This window comes from Capsulimonas corticalis, assembly GCF_003574315.2.
GTDB classification, from domain to species: Bacteria; Armatimonadota; Armatimonadia; order Armatimonadales; family Capsulimonadaceae; genus Capsulimonas; species Capsulimonas corticalis.
This window is the reverse complement of record NZ_AP025739.1, coordinates 4384595-4401013: the sequence shown is the minus strand read 5'-3', so window position 1 is coordinate 4401013 and position 16419 is coordinate 4384595. Positions and strand designations below refer to the sequence as shown.

Here is a 16419-nt window from a genome sequence, read left to right as displayed (position 1 = left end):
ACGGGATGATAGGTGAGCGGATTTTAATAGGAATGGTAGTAGTTGAACTCTTTTGCAGGCAGGACGAGGTCGGCGGCCTTCCAGGTTTTGCCGACAAGGCCCATGGGGATCGCCTGATGGACTTCGATCACCGCGCCGGCGGGAAGGTCCAGGATGCTGGACGGAAGCGGAATCGACGCGCCGCCGGGCTTATCCAGTAATCGCCAGGTTCCCTGAGATCTTTTGGTGTCGGAACCAGTCGCGTACAATGGGGGGATGCTTTGGGTTGTTCCGTTGCACTGATATCGATCCCAATAAGGCTGGGGATTCTTCCAAGCTTCCACGCCGGCGTCTTTGGGTGGGTTGCCGTGGGGCTCCGTGGCTCGATCGACCCAGGATTTGGGGGTGTAATTGCTGCTGGGCGCCCGATGCGTATCGGTCAAAGCGGATGATGCGTTTCGCAGATCCGCCTCCTCCTTCGTCACAATATCCGTCTCTTTTTCCTGGTCATACGTGCCGTCCGGATGCAGTGACACCTTATCCGTGACCGTCGTGCGGTCATCTGTTTGCTCTGAGTGCTGATAGAAGGCCGCGACAGGCTTGCGTTTGGCGCCCCGCCCGCTCGCCGCCCCGCACGTCAAACTCAGGGCGGAGACGGCGCACACGGCAATAATGATGTTCCGGTTCATCGCATCAACCTTTCGAAAAAGACAGCGAATACTCACGAGCGTCTGCACGCAGGCGACATTCGGGAAAAGACTGTGTCCGGCAGGCGGCATATCATGGTATGATCCTGAGCCCCCCGACGCCCTTCACTTCTGATTATGTCACGAAACCAGTCGCTTGGCAAGGAATCAATGCGGGTAAGACTCAATGATTGGTGTTTACTAATGTAGTAAACAGAAAGCGCTGAACGGCATGATACTCAAGCTATCGCTGGATTTGCCGGAAGAGAAAGAATATATCCGTCTCAGCCGCACGCTAGGCAAGTGTACGCTCGAATATTTGAATGTGATGCAAAGCGATATTGACGATGTTGAGACGATCGTCAGCGAACTCACCAGCAATGTCATTCGCCATGCCCACTCGACGGAGGGGCGCTTTGGCCTGATTTTGGAATACTACGCGAAGAAAGTCGTCATTACCGTGCGCGATAAAGGGAATGGATTCTCCCTCATCGAAGCCGGACTAAAACCACAGGAGCGCACCGGCTTCAACGGGGAGCTGCGGCTGGGAGGCTTTGGCCTGAAGATGGTCACCGGCCTCTCCGACAGTCTCCGATTCACGCAATCGACTCGGCGCGGCACGGTGGTGAAAGCCGAGAAGATTCTGACCTACAGCAGCCCGCTCGACGCCAAACACGCCGCGCACATGAACAGCGGCGAGGCGGATTGCATCTCCATCGCGGCGCTGGTGAACGCGTAACCCTTGCAAAGCCCCAGCTTGCTTTTTCTGTCCAACCGACGGCGTCTCGGTGTTCGGATCTGCACCGTACTCAAGCAGGTCTCAAACGATTTCTCGATTCTCAGTCACGTACAAAGCGGATCTCACCGTAGGCGCCGGGTCGGTCGGACGATAGAGTTACGATCGCATACGGATGCGATGAGAGAGGTATTTTGCGCTGGCCCCAAGAAGTGCGCTAAAGGTATTTGGAAATAGTGACACCCAGCATGCGAGGGCATACAACACATTTTTCTCGACATACGGCGTCTTTACGCCAGCGTTTATCGCGACGATATGAGAGATATAAAGACACATCGTCAATACAAAAGAGGAAAACCAGAGAAGTCTAGGACGCCAGAAGGCCAAACCTGCTGACGCAACAACGGTTGGCCAGTCCGCAATAGGGCTTGCCTGCGTGACATCGAAGACACCCAGCACAGCGCCAATCCCAAACGACCACCACACAAAACGCCATGGGATCACCCATGCGCGTGGTGATTCGCCTGGGGTTTCCCGATTATTTGGCGGCGGCGGCCACACGGCGGTCTCGTTCTCGGAATTGTCCATTCTGGTTAAAGACGAACGCTTCTCCGAAAATAGTTCCAGGCGACCGGACATATTCGGCGGTCGCAGCAAAAAAATTCCACGGCGGTGAACCGGTTTCGAATTCGCGGTGTTCAAGGGGTAGGACGCAACGCATGCGTTCCTCAAGGAGACACACCATGGCGGACAAAAAAGTCGCATTGATCACCGGAGCGAATAAAGGCATTGGCAAGGAGATCGCACGTCAACTAGGCGCGCAGGGATACACCGTTTTGCTCGGAGCGCGCGATGCGGGACGCGGCGCGGAGGCGGCGGAGGATTTGAAGAAGGACGGCATTGACGCCCATACGATCCAGCTGGAAGTGACGAACCAGGAAAGCCTCGACGCCGCGGCGGCGAAGGTCGAAGCGGAATACGGTAAGCTGGATGTGCTTGTCAATAACGCCGGCATCTATATCGAGTCAGCTCCCGCGAGCCAGACCGACGTTGAGACGTTCAAAAAGACTTACGACACGAACGTATTCGGCGTGTTCGCCGCCACCAAGTCGTTCCTTCCTCTGATCAAGAAAGCAGAAGCGGGGCGCATTGTCAATATGTCCAGCGGTCTAGGATCCATCACGCAAAACAGCGACCCCAATTGGTCGTTCGCAGCGTTTAAGGCCGTCGCCTATAACTCCTCAAAGTCGGCGGTGAATGCGATTACCGTGGTCTTCGCGGCAGAACTCAAGGACACGCCAATCAAGGTCAACGCCGCCGATCCGGGATATGTCGCCACGGACATTAACGGCAACAGCGGCCCTCGCACCGTGCAGCAGGGCGCCACCGCCGCCGTTCGCCTCGCCACCCTTCCCGCCGACGGTCCGACCGGCGGCTACTTCGACGAAGACGGAACGGTTCCGTGGTAGAACCCGTCCCTCACCCTCGGTCCCTCTCCCGGAGGAGAGGGATGTCCAAAGATCGGCTCCCAAACGTGTTTCACAAGCGTTTGTCAGAGAAATCGCCTTGTCAGAATTTTAAGACCCAGGGCGAAGCATTGTTTGGGGAGCGAGCCCTGGACATCCCTCTCCTCCGGGAGAGGGACCGAGGGTGAGAGCTCCAGCAGGAAATCCCTACCCACGCGCCGAAAAGTCTCTCACCTGCAATGAAGCGCTCCGCAAGTCTCGGCTTTATCTTTATCACCCTGCTCGTCGATGTTCTCGGCTCCGGCCTCCTCGTTCCCATCCTGCCCGGCTATATCGGCCGGCTGTCGCATCATGGGATCAGCGCGGCGGCGCGCGACTACGGCTGGCTGCTTTCCCTCTACGGCGCGATGCAGTTTCTCTTTGCTCCCCTCTTCGGCGCGCTCAGCGACCGCTATGGCCGCCGGCCGATCCTGCTGATTTCCCTGCTGTTCACCGGGCTCGACTACATTATCATGGCCCTCGCGCCGACCTTGGTCTGGCTGTATGTCGGGCGGATCCTTTCAGGCATCACCGGGGCCAGTTATACGGCGGCGACGGCTTATATCGCCGATATCAGCCCGCCGGAGAAGCGGGCGCAGAACTTCGGACTGGTGGGCGCGGCGTTTGGCGTGGGGTTTATCATCGGCCCGGCGGCGGGCGGATTATTGGGCGCGATCAATACCCGGCTGCCGTTTTGGGTGGCGGCGGGTCTGTCGCTCGCGAACTTGCTTTATGGGCTTTTCGTACTGCCCGAATCGCATGCGGCGGAGAATCGGCGGCGGTTTTCGTGGCGGGAGACCAGCCCGATCGGCGCGATGATCGTGCTGGGAAAGTACCCGATCGTCTGGGGATTGACGGGCGCGCTGGCGGCCGCGAACCTGGGGATGCAGTGCCTGAACAGCACATGGGTGCTTTTCACCACGGCGAAGTTCGGCTGGACGGTGCGCGAAAACGGGATCGCGCTTGCGGCGTTCGGCCTGATCGCGCTGGTTTCCCAGGTTGGATTGTCCCGGCTGCTGCTGCCACAACTGGGCGAGCGGCGCGCGATGCTTCTGGGCCTCGGGGTGGGCGCCATTGAATGCGCCGCCTACGCGCTTGTTCCCAGCGGCTGGATGATTTATCCCGTCATGCTGCTGGGCGCGATCGGCTTTATTTCGGGCCAGGCGACACAGGGGCTGCTGTCACGACAGGTGAGCGAGCGCGAACAGGGCGCTCTGCAAGGAGCGCTCGCCAGTCTCGCCAGCGTGACCGGCATCCTCGGCCCGGTGATCGGCTCCAGCGTGTTCGCCTACTTCACCAGTGCCCAGGCGCCGATGCGCTTGCCCGGCGCGCCGTTCCTGCTGACCGCCGTTCTCAATATCTTAGCCCTCGGCCTTGCCGTGCGTACGCTGCGGCGAAAGCCGACAGCCCGGGCGAAAACTTAATCTTCTCTTAACAATTTTTCCCACAAAAAGTTACCATACTCAACTGTTATTGGTTGCCCGCATTGCGATTCAGCTAATACGAAGCTCCACCTTTCCGAATCTTTATCGCCTCGTCGTGTCTCACGTTTGAAAGGACCGATATTATGAAGAGTAAGAAATCATGGATAGCCGCCGGCCGCTTTGCCACGATCTCCACCGGTATGCTGGGAGTGTTCAGCGCCGCGCACGCCCAGCCTTTTGTTCCCGGCGACCTCGTCGTCAGCCGCAGCGTCTATATGGGGAGCGCCTCCACAGTTGTCGTCGGACAGAACCTTCCCGGGGGAGGACAGGCAATCGCGAATGGTTCTTATCCTAACGTTTTCGCCAACGAATCCGTGGACTCAAGCTTCGGCGTGACCAGCCCGATTTTTCTGGACGAAATCAAGACCAACGGCGCGCTGGACAAAGTCATCGCCGTCCCGGACAGCCTGCTCACCACGAGCTTTCCGTCGAAATCCGAGCTCGCGCTGAACCTGTCGCAGGACCACCATTCGCTGACTTTCATGGGCTACGCCTCCCCAATCAATCACCTCGATGTTTCCAACTCCAATACGCCGAACCACTTCGATCCTACGAATCCCGTTGGGACCACTGTGCAGCGCGTCATCGCGCAGTACAACGCCAATGGCAGCGTGAGCGCCACCAACGTCAACTCTTACAGCGGCAACAACGGGCGCGCCGCGATCTACGCGAACGGCAACTACTACACGGTCGGCAACGCGGGCAACGGCAGCGGATCTCCCAGCCAGATCGTAGACAATACCGGCGTCCAGATCAGCAAGCCTGGACAGTCAGAGACAACGATGGTCGGCAATTACAGCGTCACGCAGAACGGTTACAAAGCCGATAAGCCCGGCAAGGATAATAACTTCCGTGGCGAGACGATTTTTAACAACACCCTCTACGTCACAAAAGGCAGCGGCAGCAACGGCATCGATACGGTTTACCAGGTTGGAAACGCAGGCTCTCTGCCGACGATTTCCAACGCCGCGAATACGCCGATCACGATTGTGACGGGATTTCCCACCGGGTTGGCGAAGACCAACACCGCGAAATTTGCTCCGTTCGGTCTGTTCTTCGCCAATTCCGATACGCTGTACGTTGCGGATGAGGGCGACGGTACTGGGACTGACGCTAACGCCGGCCTGGAGAAGTGGTCTAAAGTCAACGGTGTCTGGCATCTTGACTATACGCTGCAAAACGGCCTGAATCTGGGCGTCCAGTACAGCGTCAATGGGCTCCCGACAACGCTCGATCCGGCGACGACAGGACTGCGCAACATCACGGGGCGCGTCAATAGCGACGGAACCGTCAGCATCTACGCGGTCACATCGACCGCCAGCGGCGCCACGGACCAGGGCGCCGACCCGAATAAATTAGTCTCGATCACCGATCAGCTAAACTACACGACCTCCGCTCAATCTTTAAGCGAGCAGTTCAGCATCCTCAAATCCGCCTCCTACGGCGAAGTCCTCCGAGGCGTCGCATTCGCGCCGACGGTACCGGAACCGTCCTCCATCGCCGCCCTATTGATGGGCGTCGCGGGCCTCGGATTCGGCGTCCTGAAGCGCCGCCGCAGTCAGGTCTGACGCCCTGCATGGATGTATGTTATTGTCAGCCATATCAATCTGGCGAAAAAATGTCATTTGGATGTGAGCTCATAATACGCCGCGCCGGAAACGGCGCCGATTTTCACCTGCCGCCATCGCGTCCCTAGAGCGGACGCGGTAACGGGAATAGCGCCGGCAAGGCGTTTGCCAGCAACGTCGAATGCGCCGATCTTGAGCTTTGCGGTATGGAGTCCAAGATCGGCGGGATCGAAGGCGAGGGTGAAGGGCGTGTCGCGCGGCATGGGCGTGATGCGCCATTTGAGTCCGCCGACACAATCCATCATGACGCTTTCATCGGTGGCGATCGGGCCAAAGTTGATTGGCGCGGCGGGGCGCGTCACGCGCTCGTCATGCGGCGGCTGTCCACGCTGAGGAGGAAGCAGCATCTCGACGCTCGCGCCATGGTCGCGAATTTGCAGAACGCCGACGGGATACCGCCGCGCGCCGTCGTCCTTACCGGGAAGAGTCAGTCGTTCGCCCGTTTTCAAGGAGTATATTCCCACGCGGATCGAATAAAGGCCATCCGGCAGGTCCGCCGGTACGGAGACGACAGTTGTCTGGCCGTTGACGCGCCCGATCGGCCACGCGCCAGGCGCGCCGACAGCCGCGGGTATCTGAAACGCGATCTCGTCGGGCTTCTGTGATGGGACGACATGGACGAAAACCGCTTCGTCGGCGGCGACTTTTTCCTTCACATCCCAGGTAAACGCAATCTCGAATGTCCGCGCGCCGGTCTTCCGAAACAGCGAAATACTGGGCTTCAGATCCGAGACCTTCGGTCCCGCCATTATGGGGACGGCGCGGCAGTTGGCGAAGATGCTGGTGGGCGTCCGCGCGAAATCGACGACCCGGCCGCCCCGGAGCGCGGTGTACGCCAGCAGGTCCGGGCCGTCGGCGACCCAGCCGAACGTCGGCAGCGTGACCTTGCCGCCGCCCGCCGCGACCTCCCAGGGTTGATTGCGCCCGTTGGCGGTGATCTTCAGGCCATTGGCGTATGTCACTTGCGCCCGGTCAAATGCCGAACGCGCCGCGACCGCCGCGTTGGTATCGCGCAGCACGCCCTTCACATCGTAGCGGATGGCGCGCACGGGCGAGGCGGCGTAGCGACGCGTCACTGGCGGCACAAGGTTGTGCTCCTGCCAGAGAAATGGGAGCGAATCGATCAGTGGATTGGCGACAAAGCCCGCGTGTCCGTAGATCAGCTCCTGCATACGGTACTGATCGAGCACGCTCGCGGGGATGGCGGACGCCGTCGGGGACGCCAGCCAGCGCTCCAGGTACCCCATACCGTGATTGAGCATGCGGGGGTGGACCTTGAGCAGCGCGAAGTCTACGAACAGCGGCGCGCTCTGCCCGCCGTTGGAGGGAACGCCGACGCCGAACTGCCCTTCCACCCCGTCCAGCAGTCCCGCCCACATCCAATCATGCGCGCCCTCGCCTAACACTGGTCCGCCATACGTCCGACGCGTCAGGCTCCAGAGACCGATGTTGGCGCGGCTGACCGTCCGCATCATTCCCGCGCCCTCGATCCCGGCTCGGAAATCGACATGAAAACTGGGAGCCGTGGACGAATGGACATCCAAATACCCCGCGTTAGGCGCCAGCTCCTGAGCGATCTGTGGCTCATGGATGCTCGCGCTCTTGACGATAAACGCCGGCGCGACGGCGTATGACTGGACAAGGTTCTTCCACGCGGGAATTGGCTTGTCTTCGGAATCGTGCGGCACATTGGCCCAATCGAACGAGGCGGCGTTGGGATAGAAATCCGCGTAGTTGTCGTGCAGCGCGATCAGCTCGCCATGGCGCTTCGCCGCCGCGATCCACTGGCGCATCCCCTGGCTTCCGCCGAGCGATTCCATGGCGGGCAGGGTATCGGGCAGTTTGTTATCATAGCCCCCGTTCTGCCAAACATGGGCAATGGTCAGAAAATGCGTCAAACCATAGCTCGCCAGAAGATCGAGCCAGGCGGCGTTGCTCGCGAAATCGACATTACGCCAGTGATCCAACACGACTCTGTCGCCCAGCGCCGCCCGGTACGGCGACGCTGGGTTGGGCGGCGTCGGCAGCACCGAAGCGAAGTCGGGTGAGAGCGCAAAGTACGCCGTCTCGCGCACGGGATTGCGTGTCCCATCGGTCAAAGGGGCGTACATCGCCGTCACGCCATCGATGACGCTTGCGTCCGAGCGGGCGAAGTCGACAAAGACACTGGAATAAAGCCCCTGATCGGTCAGATACTGCACCGTTCCATTGTCCAGATAGGGCACGACGAGATTGCGCCGCATCGCCGTCGGCCCGATCACGCCGAAGTCCACCGAAGCGATATACGGATCGTCACTGCGAACATCGATCCGCGCGCTCGATCCCGAATAGGGATGAATCTCCGTCGTGAGCCGCACCGTGCGCCCGCCATAGGCATAAGTTGTGATTCGGCGCACAATGCCGCCCGCCGCGAGGGCTTCGTTCGTCTCGGTATGGACGGAGGGATCATCTGAGTAGACGATCTTTCCATCCGCTGACACCAGCCCCACCCGCGCGGAGTGCGCCATCGGCAGCTCCAGAGGCGCGAGGCCGCCCCTGGGATGCGAGACGGCAAACCGCAGCCCCTCCGCGAAGTCCGTCGCCTTCCCGCGCCGGACCATGGCAATCCGAGCGCTGGGCTTTACGCCCACCGGGTAAGTCGGCGAACACGCGCCCCACCCCGCAGTCGCCGCGTCGAGCGGATACGCGGATTGCCCCACAGGCGCCACTGTCGCGGGCGAAACGCCCAAAATCACCACCCGACGATCTCCCCAAATCCCGAAGTCAAAACTCGGATCGTGGTTCGGGCCAGGATCCGTTTCAAACGTCACCAGCACCGTCCGGCCCGCCTTCGCGCTCAGATCGATATCTGCCTCCGTCCACGCCTCCGATTTCGTATTCACCTCAAAGACCCGCGCGCCGTCCACGAACACGCGGAACGTCACTCCATCCGACTTTCCCTGCGCGCTGGCGCCAATCGCCACCCCAAACATCAGATGCGCCGCCCGCGCCTTCGGCAGCGCCAGCCGGTAACTCTGATCCGCATTCCCCGACTGCCCCCGCCACATCGGATGCAGCAGATACGCCCGCCGCCCGCCCTGCATCCCAAACTCCGTCGCGGACACCCCCGTCCGCTCATCAAACATCCCCGACCACCCCACCGGAAACGCCCCCGTCGCGCCATCCAGCCCCCGCCACTGGACCGAATACAGCCCAATCTCATCCACCCAGGTCACACCAGAGTGAATCGCCACCGCCGGCGGCTCCAGCGCTGCGGCGAGCGCCCCTTCACCCTTCGGCGATAACAATATCGCAATAGCAGCAATGATAGACATCATTGGCAACGAGTTTTGTCTCAAAGCATTCTCCTAACCAATGAAGATAATAGCCAATGGCGGCGTTTGCCCATAGCCAAGATACCGGCTATTCACGAACGCTGTAGACTCCACAAGTTCAGATATAATTTCTGGTAACCGAACGCTCAAATCAAGAGCGCCATGTATCTCAAGGTAAAGTATTTCATCATTCGCCAGCTGAAACTGAGTCATTCCATATTCTGCGCGAAGATCGGATAAGCAGTCGATCCAGGCGTTCATATTCATACCGTAGAAGTCGGGGAAGCCGCACGTCTCTTTGAAGATCTGATGGAACGACGCCCAATCCGTAATCTTAGCGCCATTGATGCGGACCGAGGCCATGATCAATTCTTTCTATCGCCCTGTTCTCTATCGAAATCGGCCTGACACTCGGCGCGCTCCTCGCCCCAGAGAAATATGACAGCCCCAAGTAACATCAATTGAACCACATGCAGTACGATAGTTGAGACTCGTTCGGGCTTGCGCCCGCTGAGCGTAAGGAAGATATTTACGACACATACGAGTGTAAATGTGACTGTCACCAGCCAACGAATGATCTTCTTGGATCTTCTCTGGTTCATTGCGCCATCAAGTCTTTTTGGTTGGCAAGCACAAATGCTTCGAACTTTTCGGCGAAGTTATCGGTACAGTTCATGAATTGATCGCCGATCTCTTTGATCGATGCAGCGACATCCTCGCCCATCGCCTCTATCTGGTTGCGCCGCTGGCCGAGGTCGAGCGCCGGCTGTCCGCCCGGAAAAAGCGCGTTCGCGCTCCGAATAACGGCCGATGACTCCAGCGCGCCGATCTCTTTGAGCGCCGACACCACAAACGCCGCGTTCTTGCCCGAATTGCTGTCGTAGTAGTCGTAAAGGCTATACTCCGCCGTCATGCTGTCCACGTCACTGATCGCGTACACCACACGCTGCGCCCGGTTCAGCGCGCCGAAACGACCGTCACCGCCGCGCATCATGACAAATTCGACAATATCAGTTATTGTCATGTGTGTTACTCCCTCGAAGTCTGTCGATAACTTGCCCAATCGACGAAAACTCTGTCTTGCCACAGACGGCGTCCGCGCCGGCCTCCATCAGCGATTGGTTGCCGAAAGCGTGGGACGAAGTCGCAATGATTCCGGGTCGTGGCCGAAGCGCATTGATTTGCGCAATCATCGAGTCCCCCTTGCCGTCGTCCAAGTCATAATCGACCATCACCACATCAAAGGCGCCGGATGTCAAAGCGGCGCACGCCGCCGCAATGCTTGGGATGACGGTGACGGTGTGAGTAGAGAGAAATGTCTTCACGGCGATCTTCGCGAAGCGATCATGGTTTTCGATCCAGAGGATGTTCATTGAATATTCGGCTTATTTCTTGATTCATTTTCCATGATGCAGCGAAATTACGCTTATCACACCTACGGTCGTGGGCAGAAGCATCAGCAATAACGAAAAGATAAAGCCGACAGCCAGCATCACCGGGCCAATGCGGCCCGTATGGCCACGGTGCAGCCAGTTCCATTGGACTTCGATGAACCACCCCAGAGTGTAAGCGATGTTCATCAAAATCGGCGCGATAAAAATCGCCATCGGCTCAACGGCGTCCTCGCCTGGCTTGAGAATACCGGGCGTCGACATCAGGACCATAAAAAGGACGAGCGAAATGAAGCCGACGCCGCCTACAATCAGATTAAAGGCGAAGCGCCGGGCTTCCCACCACATAATAACCGACCACGTGGATCGACCGTTGTCCGGCGTTGCGAACAACCAACGAGCAAGCTGAATAACAGCAGACGCCTTGGCGCCGCCGGCTGTCGGAAGGGTATCGCTCATATGGTTATTGTTCATGGGAATCAATTTACAGCCGGCCGCCGTCACGGTATTGTTTTGTTCGGATGGATTTGCGGAATTCGGAAAGATTTTCCCATGTTCCAGACACGTTTCCGGCCCAGGCAAGATCGGCTTTCTTGTCGGAAAAGTAGTATAGGGCGGCGCAGCGGTTGTAGGCGATGCCGCCGTACTCGTACGTGATGAGGCAGTAGCCTTTGGCGACGGCGACGAAGATCAGACGGCGGAATGGGAGCGAGCTATCTTGAACGACATCGCCGGCGTTCCAGGGTTTGCCCGGATTGGCCATCGGGAACTTCGGCCTGTCTTTGGACGAAGCGTCGGGCGCGGCGCTGTCCGTAGGCGTGAGATAAAACGCTTTCACGGGTTCCGGGATCGCGCTGGAGCCGCTGAAGGTCTGGAAGTGGTCGGTCAGCAGATGCTGCCGATCCTTGGCGCTGAGAACCTTCGGGGCATCCGGGGCGGCGTATCCGGAAGCGGCGCCGATTCCGAGGGCCGTGAGACACATCGCCGTGATGAGATATGAGGAGCGCAATCGATGCATGATTCGTTTTTCCCTTTCGCAACGGACAGCTAAAATCCCACGCCGCCGTAAGACATGGATGACAGCGGCGCGGCGGCGCCGAGGCTCAGACGGACCGTCTGTGTGTCCAGCTCTTCGGCGAGCTGCGCCTCGTCGCCCTTCCATTCACTGATCTTTTCACGCTTGCCGTCCCAGACCCACAGATAGCGCTTCATAATCTTGAGTTCTAAATGCTTTTGCTGATAGAACGTGACGAGCACGCCCGTTTTCAGAGGCCAGACAAAAAACTGCGCGTCCGCTTTGGGAAATCGCTTTCGGAACTTTGCGAGACACGATTCCGTTGCGAGCGCGGTGTTATAAGGCCCCTTGTCGGCGAAAACCTGCGCGGACGGATCGGACCACGCCCAATCGGGCAGATCGCGGATCTGCCAGTCGCCTTCAATCTTGTGCCAGCGCTCAATGTAGGACAGCGGATGCGGATAGAGTGTTCCCCAGGCGAAGACGGAACCGTCCTCTTGCAGCGTGGCCTCGGTCTGGTCGCGAACGATGTAGTTCCAAAGCGCCTCGGTCAGCGTACCGCCCTGGATAATGTGGATGACCGCATGCGCGGATTTTTCGAAAATAAGATAGTGGTTGGTCATAAGGTTTAGATCTGCGCCTTTGCGCCCAGAGATTATACTTCCCCGGACAACAAAAAAACCGGCGCCTTGCGGCGCCGGTGCGGAGAATGCATATTCACTTCCCCAGGACAGGGCGGAAGAGTCATTCGGATCTTATTTCCAGAGAGGTTGCCGGAGTCGTGTCAATGCTTGGATGCACGCATCTCCGCGTTATGCTGAGCAGCCAGAGCGGCCGGCGAGGCCGCTCCCTCTGCCTGTATTGTCTGCTGCTGAGCGTTCTCTGGCATGCCGGATGGCATTACGGACGCCTTCGCTGTACTCGCAGGCGCAGCGTCGTTATGGCTGCAGCCGGCGAGGCTGGCTCCGAGCACCCCGAGAGCACATGTCATCACCGCAAGGTTTCTGGCGCTCAACTTCAATTTCGTTCTCCTAGTGAACACTGGTTGACCAGCCCCACCCCTGCTGCTGCATAGCCGCTTCGTAGACCTGAGGGATGTATACGTTCTTGTACCACTTAATCGTCCCGGCGTGCATTGCCTTGGCGTGTCCGTCGCAGAACAGAACGTTCGCCGACTGCTGGTGACGATATCGTACGGTCCAGCCACACTCCCAGGCGAACGGGTTGCCGCCAGGCATCGTTCCGTCGCAATCGACCGAAGGAAGGACCGAATGGTCGCTGCCATCCTTGGACTCATCGAACTTACCGTTCGCATCCAGGTTATTCCAGTTGTTCAGCCACTCTTGTTCGATAGTAATGAATGTCTCGTAGCCCCAGGTCGCGGCGTTGCGCCCCTTCTCGGCGACCATGATCTTATCGGCCGGAGCGTCGACGACCGCCAGAGACCAAGGCGCGAGGGGCTTCCCGCCATTGTTACCCGAATAGTTCGGGACGAAGAGGCCGAGGCTCGCGCCGTAGTGCTGGGCCTGACCATAGTCGCTCGGGAAGGAAGGGCAGTCCCAAACACCGCCGCGCCCATATGAGAATCCGCCGGACTTTTGTCCGCTCTTGATATAGGGGTCCACCATATCGTACCACTGCTTGCCGGATTCGTCGGTGGCCTGTGGGTACATCTCATCAGCATCCTGGGTATATTGCAGGATCCCCAGACCAATCTGCTTCAAGTTGGACATGCACGAGATCGATCGGGCCTTCTCACGGGCCTGAGCGAAGACGGGGAACAGGATGGCGGCGAGAATCGCAATGATAGCGATGACGACTAGCAGCTCGATCAGCGTAAAACCGTGTCGATGTTTCATCAATGGAACTCCTTTAAGATAATGGCTCGTTTCAAATGCGTCTGCGAATACATTCAATTGCGTTCTAGTGTTTAAGCGGTTAAACCATACTGAGTATATCAAACACTTTCCAATTTGTCAATAACAGTTTTTTAGAAATTATTGCGGGCCTTGCCCATGAAGACTTCCAATATCTTACACTCCATCGAGATGACAATTTGATTGTATGGGGGCTAATCCCGGCCTGGAGACGGCTTCCCATCTTTTTACCACACATATTCGCAGACCTCACTAGGTTTTATTTGTATTATCGCCGTACACCGTCAATTCCAGTCGGAGATATTCGCGTTCGCATCGTACGTCAAAGCGCAGATGTCTTATGTGTCCTCAGATTTCGTCAGCGCGGGAACGAAATACCTGCCCTTGACAAGCAAAATTCACTATGTTACAATTGGGTTAACGTTTAACCGCGTAACCGAGGTGCGTGAACAGTTTATGACTACTATTAAAGATGTCGCCAAAGCGTGCGGCGTCTCTACCGCAACCGTGTCTTATGTTCTGAATGGAAAGCGCGTGCTGCTGCCCGAAACCCGGGAGCGGGTGCTGCGCGCCATGCAGGAATTGAATTACCACCCCAGCGCGGTGGCGCGCGGTCTGTCGCATAAGCGTATGAACACGATTGGGATCTTGTTTGGCACCGCCAGCTCGATGGTGGTGGTCAGTCACCCGTACACGTCGTTTATCCTCCAAGGCGTGATCTCGGCGTCGTCCGAAGCCGGTTACAACGTCACGTTTTATACGGATCCCTGGAAGACGGCTGACCTTTCGGCGGCTTCATACCGGGATCAGCGCACCGACGGCATTATTGTCGTGGCGCCGCCCATGGATTCTGATATTATTCCGGCGCTGGCGCGCTGCGACATCCCCATCGTCGCCGTCTCCTATCCCGGCGATCCCTACGATATCTCCTCCGTGGACTCGGACAACGCGCACGGCGCGCGGCTGGCGCTGCACCATCTGCGCGACCTTGGACACACGCGGATCGCGCATCTGACCGGACCGATGAATATGCTCAGCGGCTGCATGCGTACGGAAACTTATCACGCCTTTATGAACTCGCTCGGCTTCCATCTGCCGCCGGAGTACGCAGCGGGACCGGGCGCTTACGATATCGATCTGGCCTACGCGCAGACGCGGCGATTGCTGACGCTTCCCAATCCGCCGACCGCGATCTTTGCGGCCAACGATCAGAATGCGCTGGGCGCGATGCAGGCCGCGCGGGATCTGGGGATCTCCGTGCCGATCCGGCTGTCGGTCGTCGGCGTTGACGACACTCCCGACGGCGCGATCGGTGTCCCGCCGCTGACTTCGGTACATCAGCCGCTGGTCGAAATCGGAGAAACGGCGGCGCGACTGCTATTCCGGCGGCTCTCGGCGGACGCCCCCACGCCTTCGATGTGGCTCCTCAAGCCGACCCTGATCGTACGCGGATCGACGGCTCCGCCCGTCTCTTAACTCCGCTTTCTTGAGAACGCTTTGCGCCCAGCCGTATCCTCTCCGGCCATAGCGACTTGTGATGGAACTTCTATGAAAACGTTTTTACCCTGTCTGCTTGCCCTCACGGCAACTTTGTTCCCTATCGCCGGCGCCCATGCGGCGGCGCCGCCGTCCATGCTTCACGCCGAAGGCGACAAGATTGTGGACGCCAAGGGCCGGCCCATCGTTCTGCGCGGCGTCAACCTTGGCGGCTGGCTTGTCGAGGAGCCATGGATGCAGCCGTTCGTCACCAAACCGCCGGTCGGATCGGCGGAGCCGCCGGTTCAGGATCATGTGACGCTCTGGAAAACGGTCGAAAAGCGACTTGGCGCGGACGCCAAGATTAAGATGCGAACGGCGTTCCGGGACGCCTGGCTCAATGAATCGGACTTCGACCGGATCCATGCCGCCGGCTTCAACTGCGTTCGCCTGCCCTTCCTCGCCAGCCTGGTCGATGAACCCGGCGGCCTCGACTGGCTGGACCGCGCCGTGGCGTGGGCCGGCAAGCGTCAAATATATGTCATCTTGGATCTCCATGGAGCGCCTGGGGGGCAAAGCGATCAAATGCATACAGGACAGGCGGGCGTCAACCAGTTCTTCAAGGACGACAAAAATGTCCACGCCGCCGAGGATCTCTGGACTCGGCTGGCGAGGCGCTTCCGCAAGAGCAGCGCCGTCGCCGGCTACGACCTCGTCAACGAGCCGATGGGCGCGGCGAACTCGGCGGCGCTTTATGTGGTGCAGAACGACCTCTACCAGGCCGTCCGCGCCGGCGATCCCAATCACCTGGTCTTCGTCGAAGACGGCTACAAGGGCATCAAGGACATGCCCGATCCCAGCGTTCTGGGATGGACCAATGTCGTGATGAGCATTCACTACTATAATTTCGGCGCCAAGACTCCCGAGGATCAGACCAAAAGCTCCGATGGCATGGTCTCCGATATCCGCGCCGAGCGAGAGAAGCGCAAAGTCCCCTACTACCTCGGCGAATTCTGCATGGAGCCGCATGGCACTCCCGAAACGCTGGCGCGGTTCGTCGACGCCATGCAGGATCAATCCATCTCCTGGTCATCGTGGACATATAAGATCACCTGGGTCAAAGGCGGGCAGTCGCAGTGGGGCCTGTACAGCAATGTCAAACCGATCACCCCGCTCGATCCGTTTCAGGATACACAGGCGCAGTGGATTCAAAAGTGCAGCCAATTGAAGACGGAGAATTTGGACGAGTATCACAACATCACGACGGTGTACCGAGAGGCAAGCGCGAAAAGCCATTGACACGCCTCTTAACTCCTGAGACACAAATC

16 protein-coding genes are annotated in these 16419 nt (G+C 58.7%); 6 read left to right on the top strand and 10 right to left on the bottom strand.

Annotated elements, in window-relative coordinates; genetic code table 11:
• Positions 1–23: 23 nt before the first annotated feature.
• Positions 24–668, bottom strand: coding sequence for a hypothetical protein (locus D5261_RS18820; protein ID WP_119323273.1), 645 nt, complete (start codon positions 666–668; stop codon positions 24–26).
• A gap of 229 nt (positions 669–897) precedes the next feature.
• Here D5261_RS18820 and D5261_RS18815 point away from each other — a divergent pair, with 229 nt between their 5' ends.
• Positions 898–1404, top strand: a complete 507-nt coding sequence (locus D5261_RS18815; protein WP_119323274.1) for an ATP-binding protein — start codon at positions 898–900, stop codon at positions 1402–1404.
• Between the two features lie 156 nt (positions 1405–1560).
• Here the strand turns inward: D5261_RS18815 and D5261_RS18810 are convergent, their stop codons facing one another.
• Positions 1561–2103, bottom strand: coding sequence for a hypothetical protein (locus tag D5261_RS18810; RefSeq protein ID WP_125206172.1), 543 nt, complete (start codon positions 2101–2103; stop codon positions 1561–1563).
• A gap of 41 nt (positions 2104–2144) precedes the next feature.
• On the opposite strand from D5261_RS18810, the gene D5261_RS18805 reads away from it, so the two are divergent.
• The 3 genes from D5261_RS18805 (at position 2145) to D5261_RS18795 (ending at position 5958) form a co-directional block, all read left to right on the top strand.
• Positions 2145–2870 (top strand): SDR family oxidoreductase, encoded by a 726-nt coding sequence (locus D5261_RS18805; protein ID WP_119323275.1) that lies wholly within the window; start codon positions 2145–2147, stop codon positions 2868–2870.
• A 200-nt stretch (positions 2871–3070) separates the two neighbouring features.
• Positions 3071–4330: a TCR/Tet family MFS transporter gene (locus D5261_RS18800; RefSeq protein ID WP_301002560.1), complete on the top strand. Its 1260-nt coding sequence runs from the start codon at positions 3071–3073 to the stop codon at positions 4328–4330.
• 143 nt (positions 4331–4473) lie between these two features.
• Positions 4474–5958 carry a PEP-CTERM sorting domain-containing protein gene (locus D5261_RS18795; RefSeq protein WP_119323277.1) on the top strand — a complete coding sequence of 495 codons (1485 nt, stop codon included), beginning with the start codon at positions 4474–4476 and terminating at the stop codon, positions 5956–5958.
• Between the two features lie 53 nt (positions 5959–6011).
• Here the strand turns inward: D5261_RS18795 and D5261_RS18790 are convergent, their stop codons facing one another.
• From D5261_RS18790 to D5261_RS18755, 8 genes are all read right to left on the bottom strand, one after another.
• Positions 6012–9335 carry a DUF5696 domain-containing protein gene (locus D5261_RS18790; protein ID WP_125206173.1) on the bottom strand — a complete coding sequence of 1108 codons (3324 nt, stop codon included), beginning with the start codon at positions 9333–9335 and terminating at the stop codon, positions 6012–6014.
• 30 nt (positions 9336–9365) lie between these two features.
• Positions 9366–9695 (bottom strand): barstar family protein, encoded by a 330-nt coding sequence (locus tag D5261_RS18785; RefSeq protein WP_119323279.1) that lies wholly within the window; start codon positions 9693–9695, stop codon positions 9366–9368.
• A 235-nt stretch (positions 9696–9930) separates the two neighbouring features.
• Positions 9931–10356 carry a DMP19 family protein gene (locus D5261_RS18780; RefSeq protein ID WP_119323281.1) on the bottom strand — a complete coding sequence of 142 codons (426 nt, stop codon included), beginning with the start codon at positions 10354–10356 and terminating at the stop codon, positions 9931–9933.
• Positions 10343–10705 carry a DNA-binding transcriptional response regulator gene (locus D5261_RS18775; protein WP_119323282.1) on the bottom strand — a complete coding sequence of 121 codons (363 nt, stop codon included), beginning with the start codon at positions 10703–10705 and terminating at the stop codon, positions 10343–10345. Before D5261_RS18775 ends, D5261_RS18780 begins: the two co-directional genes overlap by 14 nt.
• A 24-nt stretch (positions 10706–10729) precedes the next feature.
• Entirely contained in the window at positions 10730–11182 is a 453-nt protein-coding gene (locus D5261_RS18770; RefSeq protein ID WP_125206174.1) for a hypothetical protein, read from the bottom strand.
• Positions 11183–11207: 25 nt separating this feature from the next.
• Positions 11208–11741 carry a hypothetical protein gene (locus D5261_RS18765; protein WP_119323284.1) on the bottom strand — a complete coding sequence of 178 codons (534 nt, stop codon included), beginning with the start codon at positions 11739–11741 and terminating at the stop codon, positions 11208–11210.
• Between the two features lie 29 nt (positions 11742–11770).
• Positions 11771–12361 carry a hypothetical protein gene (locus D5261_RS18760; protein ID WP_119323285.1) on the bottom strand — a complete coding sequence of 197 codons (591 nt, stop codon included), beginning with the start codon at positions 12359–12361 and terminating at the stop codon, positions 11771–11773.
• Between the two features lie 408 nt (positions 12362–12769).
• Positions 12770–13597, bottom strand: coding sequence for a DUF1559 family PulG-like putative transporter (locus D5261_RS18755; protein WP_119323287.1), 828 nt, complete (start codon positions 13595–13597; stop codon positions 12770–12772).
• A 351-nt stretch (positions 13598–13948) separates the two neighbouring features.
• Between D5261_RS18755 and D5261_RS18750 the strand changes: the two genes are divergently transcribed.
• Positions 13949–15091 carry a LacI family DNA-binding transcriptional regulator gene (locus D5261_RS18750; RefSeq protein WP_119323288.1) on the top strand — a complete coding sequence of 381 codons (1143 nt, stop codon included), beginning with the start codon at positions 13949–13951 and terminating at the stop codon, positions 15089–15091.
• 72 nt (positions 15092–15163) lie between these two features.
• Positions 15164–16390 (top strand): glycoside hydrolase family 5 protein, encoded by a 1227-nt coding sequence (locus D5261_RS18745; protein ID WP_119323289.1) that lies wholly within the window; start codon positions 15164–15166, stop codon positions 16388–16390.
• Positions 16391–16419: the final 29 nt, after the last annotated feature.